12 protein-coding genes and 1 rRNA gene are annotated in these 13,929 nt (G+C 63.1%); all 13 read left to right on the forward strand.

The features are described from left to right. Positions 1-139 precede the first annotated feature (139 nt). On the forward strand, positions 140-1,567 hold the full coding sequence (locus BMZ79_RS31370) for an ABC transporter substrate-binding protein (protein ID WP_090648539.1): 1,428 nt from the start codon (positions 140-142) through the stop codon (positions 1,565-1,567). Positions 1,568-1,676: 109 nt separating this feature from the next. Then, a complete protein-coding gene (locus BMZ79_RS31375; protein WP_090648603.1) occupies positions 1,677-2,579 on the forward strand; it encodes a carbohydrate ABC transporter permease in 903 nt (300 codons plus the stop codon). 13 nt (positions 2,580-2,592) lie between these two features. Further along, positions 2,593-3,438 (forward strand): carbohydrate ABC transporter permease, encoded by an 846-nt coding sequence (locus BMZ79_RS31380; RefSeq protein ID WP_090648542.1) that lies wholly within the window; start codon positions 2,593-2,595, stop codon positions 3,436-3,438. Between the two features lie 172 nt (positions 3,439-3,610). Next, entirely contained in the window at positions 3,611-3,967 is a 357-nt protein-coding gene (locus tag BMZ79_RS31385) for a hypothetical protein (protein ID WP_090648544.1), read from the forward strand. 370 nt (positions 3,968-4,337) lie between these two features. Beyond that, positions 4,338-4,781: a HEAT repeat domain-containing protein gene (locus tag BMZ79_RS31390; RefSeq protein ID WP_371263827.1), complete on the forward strand. Its 444-nt coding sequence runs from the start codon at positions 4,338-4,340 to the stop codon at positions 4,779-4,781. A 6-nt stretch (positions 4,782-4,787) separates the two neighbouring features. Further along, positions 4,788-4,985: a DUF3934 family protein gene (locus BMZ79_RS31395; RefSeq protein WP_090648549.1), complete on the forward strand. Its 198-nt coding sequence runs from the start codon at positions 4,788-4,790 to the stop codon at positions 4,983-4,985. 147 nt (positions 4,986-5,132) lie between these two features. Beyond that, the gene (locus BMZ79_RS31400; RefSeq protein ID WP_090648553.1) at positions 5,133-5,906 is read left to right on the forward strand and encodes an NUDIX hydrolase; all 774 of its coding nucleotides are present in this window, start codon (positions 5,133-5,135) and stop codon (positions 5,904-5,906) included. Between the two features lie 75 nt (positions 5,907-5,981). Next, positions 5,982-6,539, forward strand: a complete 558-nt coding sequence (locus tag BMZ79_RS31405) for a cysteine hydrolase family protein (protein WP_090648555.1) — start codon at positions 5,982-5,984, stop codon at positions 6,537-6,539. Positions 6,540-6,566: 27 nt separating this feature from the next. Continuing rightward, positions 6,567-8,009 (forward strand): nicotinate phosphoribosyltransferase, encoded by a 1,443-nt coding sequence (locus tag BMZ79_RS31410; RefSeq protein WP_090648557.1) that lies wholly within the window; start codon positions 6,567-6,569, stop codon positions 8,007-8,009. 305 nt (positions 8,010-8,314) lie between these two features. Then, positions 8,315-8,662 carry a hypothetical protein gene (locus BMZ79_RS31415; protein ID WP_090648560.1) on the forward strand — a complete coding sequence of 116 codons (348 nt, stop codon included), beginning with the start codon at positions 8,315-8,317 and terminating at the stop codon, positions 8,660-8,662. A gap of 189 nt (positions 8,663-8,851) precedes the next feature. Then, entirely contained in the window at positions 8,852-12,613 is a 3,762-nt protein-coding gene (locus tag BMZ79_RS31420) for an S-layer homology domain-containing protein (RefSeq protein WP_090648562.1), read from the forward strand. Positions 12,614-12,792: 179 nt separating this feature from the next. Further along, the gene (locus BMZ79_RS31425) at positions 12,793-13,350 is read left to right on the forward strand and encodes a DJ-1/PfpI family protein (protein WP_090648565.1); all 558 of its coding nucleotides are present in this window, start codon (positions 12,793-12,795) and stop codon (positions 13,348-13,350) included. A gap of 387 nt (positions 13,351-13,737) precedes the next feature. Continuing rightward, positions 13,738-13,929 (forward strand): 16S ribosomal RNA (locus tag BMZ79_RS31430); the annotation flags it as partial.

A 13,929-nucleotide genomic window follows, 5' to 3' on the forward strand; every position in this document is an offset into this window, starting at 1 on the left:
AAGAATTCACGGAAGATATTCGATTCAGCGAAACGCCCCCGCCCACTATGATGAATACAAGCGCTGCAGCGAGGCTGCACGAGGGATCGGACGCACCGGCCCCGGCGCTCCAACCACACCTAGTAGGAGGGTACGCTTCATGATGAACAAGAAAACATACGCCGCGATGGGCGCGGCCGTTTTGCTCGCCTCGCTGTCGCTCGCGGGCTGCGGCTCGAACAACAACGGCGGCGGGAACGATGCCGCGTCGACGAACAACGGGACGGCGACGAACGGCGGCACGACGAACGGCGGATCCACGAACGCCGGCGCGACGAACGGGGATGCCGCGAACGCGGGCGGCACGAACGCCGGCACGACGGATACGCCCAAGCTGACCGGCGATTTCGAAATCCAGTACTTCGTCGGCGGCTACGGCGACAAGTGGTGGACCAAAGTCATCGACGATTTCCAAAAAGCGAACCCCGACCTGCACGTGAAAGCGCTCGGCGGCCCGAAAATCAACGAACAAAACAAACCGCGCTGGATCGGCGGCAACCCGCCGGATTTCGTCTACATCGACGGCCCGGAGCTGAACGACCGCCAGATGGTCGAAGACGGCCAGCTCGAAGACTTGACCGACTGGATCAAGGATGCGAAGAACGTCGACGGGGACAAGATCCTCGATATGCTGGCGCAGCAGCCGCAGCAGTACGACGGCAAGATCTACAACATCCCGCTCGTCCTGAATTCGTGGGGCATTTTCTGGAACAAGGCGCTCTTCAAGGAGAAGGGCTGGCAGGAGCCGCAGGACTTCCAGCAGTTCCTCGACGTGAGCGACAAGATCAAAGCGGCCGGCGTCACGCCCTTCATCCATACCGGCAAATACCCGTACTACATCAACGGCGCCTTCCTGTACCCGGCGATCGTCTCCGCGAACAACGGCGACTACACCGTCCTGCAGGACATGGCGGCGAACAAGCTCGAAGCGTTCGGGAGCGACGCGGTCAAGACGGCGCTCGGCAAGATCGTGACGCTGCGCGACAAAGGCTTCATCGACAAAGCGTCGATTCAAATCAACCACACCGACTCGCAAATGCTGTTCCTGCAAAACAAGGACGCGTTCATCCCGAACGGCCTGTGGCTGCCGAACGAGATGTCCAAGGACATTCCGCAAGGCTTCGACTTCGGCTTCATCCCGTCGATCACGCAGGACGCGGGCCAGAAGATCGTCGCCAACACGTCGACGGCCACCGTCGCGGTCGCGAAGAACGCGAAGAACAAGGACGCGGCCAAAGCGTTCCTGCAGTTCGTCTTCTCCAAGGCGCAGGCGTCCCAATGGGCCGAGCTGAGCGGCGCGCCGTCCAACATCAAGGGCGACATCAGCGCGTCGAACGCGCCGAACTTCGTCAAGGACGCGGCCAAGTACCTGACGGATCCGAACACCGTCGTCATTCCGACGATCACGTTCAACGCGGACGTCGACAAGGCGATGCAGGACGCGACCGACGCCCTGACGATCGGCAAGATCGATCCGGACGGCTGGATCAAGCGCGTGACCGACGTCGTCAAAAAAGTCGCGAAATAAGCAGGCGCGCCTTAAGCCTCATCGGCGGCTTCACAGGAGACAAAAGCGAAGGATGGCCGGACCGCACCCGGTCATCCTTTCGCGAATTTACAGGAAGGGCGGTCGCGTCATGGAAGCAGGCAGCGCCAAGTGGCAGAGAAACCTATTCATCGCTACGTTCATCATCCCGACGTTCGTGTTCTTCGGCGTCTTCACGATTTATCCCGTCGTCAAAGGCCTCTATTATTCGATGTTCGACTGGTCCGGCATGTCGCAGACGAAGGATTTCATCGGGCTCGGCAATTTCAGGGACATGTTCAAGGATCCCATCGTCTGGCGGGCGATCGGCAACGATTATTTCCTCGTCGTCGGCAAAATCGTCGGCATCATGGTGCTCGCGACCTTCTTCGCGGTCGCGCTGACCCGGTTCAAATTCAAGATGGCCGGCTTCTTCCGGTCGATCTTCTTCATTCCGAACGTCATTTCCGTCGTCGTCATCGGCGTGCTGTGGAATTTCATATACAATCCGCAAATCGGTTTTCTGAACGCGTTCCTCTCCCTGTTCACCGACGAGAAGGTGACGATCACGTGGCTCGGCTTCACGAACCACACGATCTGGATGCTGCTGCCGCCGGCCGTCTGGGCGGGCATCGGCTTCTACATGATCCTGCTCATCGCCGCGATCCAGAACATCCCGGCCTCCTACTACGAAGCGGCCGACCTCGAAGGCGCGTCGCAGTGGAAGCAGTTCAAGGACATCACCGTGCCGCTCATCTGGGAGCAGATGAAGGTATCCGTCATCAACATCATGATGACGACCCTGAACGGCTCCTTCGTCATCGTCTGGATCATGACCGAGGGCGGGCCGGACAACAGCACGCAGGTCATGGGCTCGTATTTGTACCAAATGGCGTTCCGCCAATACCATTTCGGCTTCGGCGCCGCGATCGGCGTCCTGATTCTGGTGCTCTCGCTTATAACGACAGTGGTGCTGCAGCGGCTGCTTCGTCATGAGACGGTCGAGCTGAGCTAAGGGGGACTTCACCATGAACAACGGCATCCGCAACCCGATCCTGCGCTACGGCGCCTACGCCGTCCTGATCGTCTGGAGCGTTTCCGTGCTCTATCCGCTGCTGTGGACGCTGCTCGACGCGCTCAAGAACAACGACCAGTTCTTCCGCCACCTGCCGTGGGCGCTGCCCGACGCGCCGCTCTTGTGGTCGAACTTCTCGTACGTGTGGAACAAATACAATTTTGACGCGTACTTCCTGAATTCCATCGTCGTCACGGCCGGCTCGACGCTGCTCGGCCTGCTGCTCGCGGCGACGACCGCGTACGTGCTTGCGCGTTACAAGTTCCGCGGCAGCGGCGCGCTTTACCTGCTCTACATCGCCTCAATGATGGTGCCGTTCATTTTGGCGCTCATCCCGCTGTTCTTCCTGATGAATTCGTTCCATCTCATCAATACGAAGATCGGCCTCATCCTCGTCTACACGTCCAGCGTGCTGGCGTTCGGCATCTTCGTGCTCGTCGGCTTCTTCAAATCGCTGCCGAAGGAGCTCGAGGAAGCGTCGATCATGGACGGCGCGTCGTACTTCGGCACGTTCTTCCGCGTCATGCTGCCGCTGTCCCAGCCGGGCCTCATCACGGTGGCGATCGTCAACGTGCTGAACATTTGGAACGAATACATCGTCGGCACGATTCTCGTCAACGACCCGAAGCAGTACACGCTCCCCGTGGAGATCGGCGTCATGCAGGCGGAGATGCAGTACCGCACCGAATGGGGACCGCTGTTCGCCGCCCTGTTCTTCACGATCGTGCCCGTGCTGCTCGTCTACATCGTCTTCCAGCGCAAAATCGCCAGCGGCATCACGGCCGGCGCGGTCAAGTGAGCCCGCGATCCCGTACCGATTAACGAAAACCGCCGCTTCCCCGGCAGACTGCCGTCCCGCCTGCTTCGCGGATCGTTCTTGAAGGGATCGAGCGGGCCGCACTTGCGGCCGGCGGCGCTTCCCCCTACAATGGACGGTAACGAAGAAGAAGCAGAAAGGGGCGTGCCGCACGATGAATCATCAGATCGCGATCGACCTGTACGGGGATTGGGTGGAGACGGTCAAGCAGGTGTTCCGGGGTTCCGGGCAGCCGCTGCCCGAGGACTTGACGGCCGACCAAGTCGCGCTGGCGTATTTCCTGCAGACGGCGGTTTCGCAGGAGGAGGCGATGCGGCAGCGGGATGCCAACGAGCTGCGCCTGAACGAGCTGCAGCGGAAGCTGCTGGACCACTTCGAGGCGGCCGTGCTGCCTGACATCCGCAGCCGAACGGGCTACGAAGGCGATGTCTTCGAATTCCGCTGGGTCTTCGGCCAGGGCGGGGAGCATATCGTCGAGGAACGTTCGGCGTACCGGATCCCGCTCGGCTAGCGGAACCTGCGCCGATGCGGCGAGGGCATGCCCGGCGGCCGGTTCGCGGCCTTGCCGCGGTCGACGCGGTCGCCGCGCCCCGCGGCGGATGGCGTCCCGGCGGACGGATAGCCGTTCGCGGCCGCCAACGATCAGAGCCCGTTTCGGCTCCCGCCACCGGGAGACCGGAGCGGGCTCTTTGCTTTTGGGGGCGCATCGCGGCAGCCGCCGACTGTGACTGCGGCCGACCGCACCGGCCGGCGGAATTGACTTTCGCGGCGATTAACGGTAGCGTGGTAAGGAATGAAACGAAGACGACGGAAGCCTCGCGCCCGCGCCGGTTCGCGCGGGTAGACGAAGAACGTCGGTCGACCAAGGGAGTTTGATGAACGTGGAACATACGGAATCCATGACGGACGCGGCGCCAAGCCTGGACGAGCTGAAGAAAGCCGCCGGCCGCATGTCGAATTGGCGGGAGCGGGCGAAGGCGGCGGAGGCGCTCGGCGAGCTGGGCGGCCAGCCCGCGGTGGACGTGCTCGAGCGTCTGGCGAAGAACGACCCCGTCTACCGGGTGCGGCAGGCCGCGTACCGCGCGCTGACGGCGCTCGGCGTGGAAGCGGCGGCGCCGGAACGCCGGAAGGGCGAGCCGATCAAGGGCACGGGCAAGATTTTGCTCCGGATCAAGAAGAGCCTGCCCGCGGGCCACGATTACGCGGCGTTCAAGGAGAAGCTGAAGAACATGCGCTCCGACGTGTACGATACGTACGAAGGAGACAAGGACGACGAGTTCGACGCATGGCTCGAACGGACGTGGGCGTCCTTGTCCGGCAGGTAGCCGGCCATGGCCAAGGGCAAGGGCGGCACGGGCCGCGGCACGGACAAGAAAGGCTGGAACCGCTGGCAGGCGGGCGAGCGGCGCGTGAAGAGCGCGCCGAAGCCGTACAAGAGCAAGGGCACGAAGAAGCCCGAGGACGCGGGGAGTTCCGTCGCGTCCGGCGCCGGAAGCGCCAAGGGCTCCGGCCCGGGCACTGCCAAATAACGAGCGGGCACGTATAATTTTCCTCGTTCCGCGAACGCTGATGAAGGAGGCGTTCGCGCCGAACGGGGATTTTTTTGCGTGGCCTATTGACTTTATTTTTAATTATGTCAAAATGACAATATAAAAAACGGAGCAGGTGATTCCGCGATGCACGAGACCCTTGACGAGGCGGCGTCCTATTCCGCCGGGCGTTACCGCACGCCGGACGGGGCGCCGGCCGACATCGTCATCTTCACGATCACGTCGACCGAACGCAACACCGCGAAGAAATCGCTGCCCCTTCGGCGGCTGGAGGTACTGCTGATCCAGCGCAAAGGCTGGCCGTTTCAAGGACATTGGGCGCTGCCGGGCGGCTTCTCCAAGGACACCGAAACGATGCTCGAGAGCGCTTTGCGGGAGCTGCGGGAGGAGACGGGCGTCGCCGACGTGCACATCGAATATTTCGGCGTCTACAGCGAGCCGGGCCGCGACCCCCGCGGCTGGATGATCTCGCACGCGTTCTTCGCGCTCGTGCACGAGCATGCGCTCGCCGGACGGCGGGCGGCGGACGACGCCGCGGACGTGCGGCTCTTCCCGGTTCAGGAGGCGCTGGCGGCGGACCTCGCGTTCGACCACCGGCGCATTCTCGAAGACGCGCTGGAGCAGATCCGGACCAAGATGCTGACGACGACGATCGCGCGTTCGTTTCTGCCGGAGGAATTCACGATCGGCGAGCTGTACCAGGTGATCGAAGCGGTCGTGCCGGACTTCGAAGAGAAGAATTTCATCCGCAAGATCACGTCGACGCAGAGCCGCAAGGGGATCATCGAGGAGGTCCGCGACAGCAAGGGCGAGCTGAAGCAGTCCAACCGCCATTCCCAGCGGGCGGCGCAGCTGTACCGGTTCACGGATTACGTTCCGCAGCTGTCGATTTACGGCTAGTCCGGCCGTTCCGCTCCCGCGGGGCGGGCGGCTTCGACTCGATTTCCCACTTTATGAGGAAAGGCGGACTTCGCCATGAAAGCACTCATCGTAATCGACTATACGGTCGATTTTATCGTCGGCAAGCTGCCCTGCGGCCAGCCGGGCATCGACATCGAGGACCGGATGGCGGCATTGACGCGCCGATTCGCGGAGGCGGGCGATTTCGTCGTCATGGCGGTCGACCTTCACCGCGAAGCGGACGTCCTGCATCCGGAGCATAAGCTTTTCCCCCCGCACAACATTGCGGGCACGAGCGGCCGCGAGCTGTACGGGAAGCTGAAGGACGCGTACGAGGCGAACCGGGACCGCGTCTACTGGATGGATAAGACCCGTTACAGCGCCTTCGCGGGCACCGACCTGGAGCTGCAGCTTCGCATGCGGGGCATTGCGGAACTCCATCTCATCGGCGTCTGCACCGATATTTGCGTGCTGCACACGGCGGTGGACGCGTACAACCGGGGCTACCGCATCGCCGTCCACGCCGACGCGGTCGCGACCTTCAATCCGCAGGGACACGACTGGGCGCTGGGCCACTTCCGGCACGCGCTGGGCGCGGAGCTCCTGCGGGGCGGGAAGCCGATCGCGACCTAGATTCGACATAGAGGGGAACGAACGCAGATGACGAACGAGCATTTGACGCTGCATACCGATAAATACCAGATCAACATGATGTACGCCCATTGGGTGCAAGGGACGCACGACGAGCAGGCCGTGTTCGAGGTGTTCTTCCGCAAGCTGCCCTTCGGCAACGGGTACGCGGTGTTCGCGGGCCTCGAGCGGGTCGTCGGCTATATCCGGAACATCCGGTTCGGCGACGAGGAGATCGCGTTCCTGCGGACGCAGGAGGAAGGGTACGCGGAGGCGTTCCTGGACGCCTTGCGCGCCTTTCGGTTCACGGGCCGGCTGGACGCCGTGCCGGAAGGGACGATCGTGTTTCCGAACGAGCCGCTGCTGCGCGTGACGGCGCGGATTTTCGAGGCCCAGCTGATCGAGACGGCGATTCTCAATTTCGTGAACTACCAGACGCTGATCGCGACGAAAGCTTCGCGCATCAAGCAGGTCGCCGGCGAAGACGGCTTGCTGGAATTCGGCACGCGCCGCGCGCAGGAAGCCGACGCGGCCGTCTGGGGCGCGCGGGCGGCGTACATCGCGGGCTTTCACGCGACGTCGAATTTGCGGGCGGGCATGCTGTTCGGCATCCCGACCAAAGGCACGCACGCGCACGCCTGGGTGCAGGGCCACGACAGCGAGGAAGAGGCGTTTCGCCAATACGCGGAAGTGCTGCCGGACCAGGTGACGCTGCTCGTCGATACGTACGATACGCTGCGCAGCGGCGTGCCGAACGCGATCCGCGTCGGGAAGCTGCTGGAGAAGCAGGGCAAGCGGATGAACGGCATTCGGCTCGACAGCGGAGACCTGGCGTACTTGTCGCAGGAAGCCCGGCGGATGCTGGACGAAGCGGGGCTCCCGTACGTCGGCATCGTCGCCTCGAACGATTTGGACGAAGATTTGATTTTCAGCCTGAAGGCGCAGGGGGCCAAAATCGACGTCTGGGGCGTCGGCACGCAGCTGATCACCTCGGCGGGCCAGCCGTCGCTCGGCGGCGTCTACAAGCTGGCGGCGCGGGAGAAGGACGGCGAGTTCGTGCCGGTCATCAAAATTTCCGGCAACCCCGAGAAGGTCACCACCCCCGGGCGCAAGGACGTGTACCGGATCGTCAACCGCGAGACGGGCATCGCCGAAGGCGACTACGTGACCCTGGTCGAGGAAGGCCCGATGCTTACCGAGGAACCGCTGCGGCTGTTCGATCCCGTGCATCACTACATTCAGAAGGTCATCCAGCGCTATGACGCCGTGCCGCTGCTGGCGGAGATTTTCGCGGACGGCGAGCTCGTCTACGAGCTGCCGTCGCTCGACGACATCCGCCGCTATCACCGCGAGCAGCTGAAGCTCTTCTGGCCGCAGGTGCTGCGCAAGATGAACCCGGCGGAGTACCGCGTCAACCTGAGCGAGACGGCGTGGGAGCTGAAGATGGCGCTGATCGAGAAATACCGGACGTAAGGCGCGCCGCGTCGCGTATCGGCGGCCGAGTTGGGATGCAAGGCTTCTTCCCTTCGGGGAGGAAGCCTTTTTGCGTCGCAATGCGGGGGCTGATCGGACTCGCGGTCGTCAGGGGCGGCGCGCACGCCTGTCATTGCAACGGTTTGCATCGCGGGCGCCATGCCGTCTCGGCCAACCGGCCAGCAACGCTTGAGGGTTTTCGCGTTATCGCGCAGATCTCCGGTCGCCGCACGGCCGAACTCCGCTTTTCGCTCTAATGCGCCTTCGGGCGGCATATATATCAGCGTAAAGGAGCGTGAGCACAGGTGAACGACAAGGTCCGAAGCTACTATCGGCTGAAAAAGAAACAAAAGGAGCTCGAGCAGGAGCTGGCCGGCCTGCGGGAGGAAATCTTGGCGCACTGCGCGGAGAACGGGACGACGACGCTCGAAGTCGGCAGCTATGCGGTCAAGGTCGTGCCGCACCGGAGGAAGGAGTACGACGAGACGAAGCTGTTCGAGGCGCTCCCCGATTTGGAGCTGTGGCGTCTGCTTTCGAGCCCGGACACCGCCAAGATCGCGCAGCTCGTGAAGCTCGGCGTCCTGTCGGAAGAGCGGCTCAAGGATACGTACACGGTCAAGGACGTGGCCTATTTGCAGGTCGAACGGAAGTAGCGGAGGCCGTGAAGACCGGGACTTTCGCCTGCCGTTCGGAACGGCTTGACCGGACTAAACGGAAATCTTCGACATTTTTCGATAAAGCTGGAGGACTTGCCGTCCCGTTCGTCGAATGAGTGTGGACTTGGCGTTTCATTGCTTTGCGCGGCGGAAGCCAAGCCTTAGACAAGAACGGGGAGGCAAGTCATGAGAAAGGCATCATTCAGCAAAAAAATGGTCAGTCTCACGCTGGCCGGATCGCTTTCGCTCTCGCTGCTCGGCACGGCGAACGGCGCGACGGGCGGCGCGGGCCCGGCCGCCGATATCGGCGGACACTGGGCGGAGCAGGAGATCCGGCAATGGATCGCGCAAGGCCTGATCGGCGGGTACGAGGACGGCAATTTCCGGCCGGACAAGGCCGTCACGCGGGCGGAATTCGTGGCGCTCGTCAACCGGGCGTTCGGTTTCGCGCGGACCGGCGGCGCGGCGTTCGGCGATTTGAAAGCGGGCGACTGGAGCTACGCGGATTTTCGGAAGGCGGCTGCGGCCGGCTATATCGCGGGCTTCGGGGACGGAACGGTCCATCCGAACGCGCCGGTCACGCGCCAGGAGATCGCGGTCATCGCCCAGCGGCTGCTCGGCTTGACGCCTTCGGCGGATAGCGCCCGAGCCTTCGCGGACGCGGCATCGATTCCGTCGTGGAGCAAGGGCGCCGTCGGCGCGGTCGAGGATGCCGGCATCATGCGCGGTTACGAGGATCATGCGTTCCGCCCGGCGAATAACGCGACCCGCGCGGAAGCCGTCGTCATTTTGAGCCAGGCTCTGAAGGTCAAGGCCGCGCCGATTGCATTCGACAAAGCAGGGACGTACGGTCCGGAGACGGGCACGCAGACGATCAAGGGCGACGTCGTGATCGCCGCGCCGGGCGTCACGCTGCGGAACACGGTCATCGAAGGCAGCCTGACGTTCGCCGCGGGCATCGGCGAGGGCGACGCCGCGCTGCGGCATGTCACGGTGAAGGGCACGACGCTCGTGCAGGGCGGCGGCGCGCACAGCATTCACTTCGAGGATTCCGTGCTGCTCACGCTCGTGGTGGACAAGGCGGCGGGGCTCGTCCGGATCGTCGCGGAAGGCACGACGACCGTTGCATCGGCCGTCATGCAGAGCGGCGCGACGCTCGAGGAATCGGGTCTGACGGGGGAAGGCTTCACCGACGTCCAGCTTAGCCGCCTGCTGCCGAAGGGCACGACGGTCACGCTGCTCGGGTCGTTCGACGACGTCGACGTTTCCGGCATCCAGGTCCGCATCGACATTCCGAGCGGGAGCGTGGAGCAGATCACGGTCACGGACGAGGCGACGGGCAACGACATCGCGCTCGGCAGCGGCGCGAAGATCGTGGACCTGGTGCTGAACGCGGCGGTCAAGGTCACGGGCGGCGGCACGATCGAAACCGCCACGATGAGCAAGGAAGCGCAGCAGTCGAGCAGCTTCGAGAAGCAGCCGAACAAGCTGCTGGACGAAACCGGCGCGGTCATCCATCCAACGCCGCCGCCCCCGTCCGGCCCGAGCCAGGAGCAGATCGACCGCGCGGCGGCCGACCGGGTGACGGCGCTGATCGCGGCGCTTCCGGCGACAGCGGATCTGACGCTGGCCAGCGACGAAGCCGGCGTGAAGGCGGCCGATACGGCGTTCGCCGCGTTATCGGCATCGCAGAAGGCGCTCGTGAAGACGGCCGACCGGACGAAGCTGAACGACGCGGTCGCGCGGATCGCCGAGCTGAAGGCGGATAAAGCCGCGGCGGACGCGGTCGTCGCGTTGATCGACGCGCTGCCTGACGCCGCGGCGATTCAACTCGAGGACGAGCCGGCGGTAACGGCCGCCAAGACCGCCTTCGACGCGTTGACCGCGGCGCAGCAGGCGCTCGTGGCGAACGCGGACGAGCTGACCGCGGCGCTGGCGCGGATCGACGCGCGCAAGGCGGACGCCGACGCGGTCGCGGCATTGATCGCGGCGCTTCCGGAGCCGGCCGCGGCGACGCTCGCCGACCGCGACGCGGTGGCGGACGCGAACGCGAAGTTCGCCGCCTTGTCCGCCGCCCAGCAGGCGCGGGTCGCGAACAAGGACAAGCTGGCGCAAGCCGTCGCGAAGATCGACGCGCTGATCGCGGCGGCCAACGACGTCGTGGCGCTGATCGGCGCGCTGCCGGCAGCCTCGGCGGTCACGCTGGACGACCAGCCGGCCGTAACCGCAGCGAAGTCCGCCTACGACGCGCTGTCGCCCTCCCAGCAGGCGCTGGTGACGAACCACGCCAAGCTAGAGGACGCGCTAGTTAAGATCGACGCGCTGATCGCGGCGGCCAACGACGTCGTCGCGCTGATTAACGCACTGCCATCGGCCGCGGCGATCACGCTCGACGACCAAGCAGCCGTGGACGCGGCGAACACCGCCTACGACTCGCTGTCGACTTCCCAGCAAGCGCTGGTGACGAACCACGCCAAGCTGACGGACGCGCTGGCGAAGATCGACGCGCTGATCGCGGCGGCCAACGACGTCGTGGCGCTGATCGGCGCGCTGCCGGACACGGCCCAGCTCAAGCTGTCCGATAAGCCGGCCGTCGTCGCGGCAAATACGGCCTTCCTAGCGCTGTCGGTCTCGCAGCAGGCGCTGGTGACGAACCACGCCAAGCTGACGGACGCGCTGGCGCGAATTGCCGCGCTGGAGGATCTCCAAGCAGCCGACGCCGTCACCGCGCTCATCGCGGCGCTCCCGGCCGTCGCGCAGTTGAAGCTGTCCGACGAGACGGCTGTCAATGCGGCCGCCGACGCGTTCAACGCCCTGACGGCGACCCGGCAAGCGCTGGTCACGAATCGCGCCGCGCTGACGGCCGCCGCCGCCCGAATCGCCGAGCTTAAAGCCGATAAGGCGGCGGCTGACGCCGTCGTTGCGCAGATCGCGGCGCTTCCGGCGATCGCCCAGCTGACGCGATCCGACGAAGCGGCGGTCAACGCCGCTAACGACGCCTATGCGGCCTTGACGAGCGCGCAGCAGGCGTTGGTATCGAACTACGGCCAATTGACCGACGCGGTCGCCCGGATCGGGCAATTGAAGGCGGAGCACGAAGCCGACCTGCAGGCCGCGGCCGCCGTGATAGCGCTCATCGACGCATTGCCGGCGCCGGAAGCCATCGCGCTCGCAGACAAAACCGCCGTCGCGTCGGCGCGCGCGGCATATGACGGGTTGCCGTCCGCGCGGCAAGCCCTCGTGACGAACGAAGCCAAGCTGAACGCGGCGGAAGCCCGGATCGCCGAGCTTTGGTTTATCGGCAGCAAAGCCGTGACGTCGTTTGACTTCAGTACGTCGTACGCGACGCAAGCAAGAGGCGAGAGCTTTCAAATCGCGGATACGAATTACGGCGCCCATCCGGTCCATTTTACGATCAGCGACGGCAACGTCACGATTCCGGTGGACTTGACCTGGAACATCCCGCTGAACGGCTTCACGACCGGACAAGCGGTGGGCTCGGCGGTCGACAGCTTCATTCAACAGTACTGCAACGATCATCACATCGATCTGGGACAGCGTACGCTGGCGGCGATGGGCTTCGGGGATACGTTCTTCGTCACGACCTTCGCGACCGGCTCGCAGGCGTCCGTTACGCTTGGCGGCGGGTATACCGCGCTGTTCGGGTCGAATCATTTCGCCGGCACGGACGAGGATGCGAACAAGAACCGAACGTTAACGGTCGGCGACGGCACCCATGTGGCGACGATTCTGCTGGAGTGGGCTTACGCGGACATGGATGATTTCGTATCCGACCTTAACTGGCAGCTGCAAAACGCCAACGTTGCCGTTCAAGCGGTAAAGCTCGATGCCGCGCATTTCAAGCTTTCCCCAACCACGGCGAATGGGTCGCTTACGATCGACGGGGCGGACAAGGCGCAATTTTTTGACCAGTTCCAATTAAGCTAGATCCAGCATATCGTGCAACTCGTTGTCCCGAAGGCGCCGGGCCTGACCCGGCGTCTTTTGTTTTCAGCGAATCTTCGGCGAGTTCGACATCAGGCGTCAAAACCTCCCGTTTACACATTATGGAAGCTCATTCATACTGATTTTGAGCAGTCAAGCCATTAAGAGGAGGAGCGAAACGCATGTCCAAGCGCATTCTCATCGTCACCGGAGACGCCGCGGAGGTACTTGAAGTCTACTATCCTTATTTTCGCGTGCTGGAGGAAGGGTACGAGGCCGTTCTGGCGGCGCCGGCCAAAAAGGTCCTTCATACCGTGGTGCACGATTTCGTCGAAGGCTGGGAAACGTATACGGAGAAACCCGCCCATCTGCTGCCGGCCCACATCGCGTTCGCGGACGTCGATCCCGCCCTGTACGACGGCTTGGTGATTCCCGGCGGCCGGGCACCCGAATACATTCGGGGCAACGAGGATCTTCCCCGCATTCTGAGCCACTTCCTGGAAGCGGATAAGCCGGTCGGGGCCATCTGCCACGGCGTGCAGGTTTTTGCGGCGTTGAGCGACACGAGTTACTTCCGCGGCCGGACGATGACGGCCTACAATGCGTGCCGGCTGGATGTCGAACGGCTTGGCGCGAGCTACGCCAAAGAGACGCTTCACGTCGACGGCAAGCTTGTTTCCGGTCACGCATGGCCGGATTTGCCGGGTTTTATGCGCGAATTTCTAAAACTGCTCGCGTAGGCTTGGCTAAAGAAATGAACGCTAAACGGCTGCCTCCGGCAGCTGTTTTTTTATATTTCGCGAATTTAGTTGGAGAAACGCAGCTTGCGTTCGGCATTTTTCGAATAAGTGCTTGCAGTTATCAATCAAACTATGGTATATTCTAATTCCGGCCGGGACGAACGAGAAACGGCGCGGTGATCGAAACCGCAACAAGCCCGAAATTAAGGCTTGCCAAACGGTTTCGAGATATGCTATATTCTAATTCCGGTCATGAACCGGACGATGAATGTAACAACTTTGTTCCTTGAAAACTGAACAATGAGCGACCTGTCAAAAGGTTTGAACAAGCAAGTCAGCGATGAGCTAACAAGCCATCTTGAAACTGATTGGTTTCGGCCGATCGCTTTTATGGAGAGTTTGATCCTGGCTCAGGACGAACGCTGGCGGCGTGCCTAATACATGCAAGTCGAGCGGACTTTCCCTTCGGGGAAGGTTAGCGGCGGACGGGTGAGTAACACGTAGGCAACCTGCCTGCAAGACCGGGATAACATTCGGAAACGAATGCTAATACCGGATACGCAGTTTCCTCGCATGGGG

The sequence above is a fragment of the Paenibacillus sp. UNC496MF genome, from assembly GCF_900113915.1.
In the GTDB taxonomy this organism is placed as follows: domain Bacteria; phylum Bacillota; class Bacilli; order Paenibacillales; family Paenibacillaceae; genus Paenibacillus_Z; species Paenibacillus_Z artemisiicola.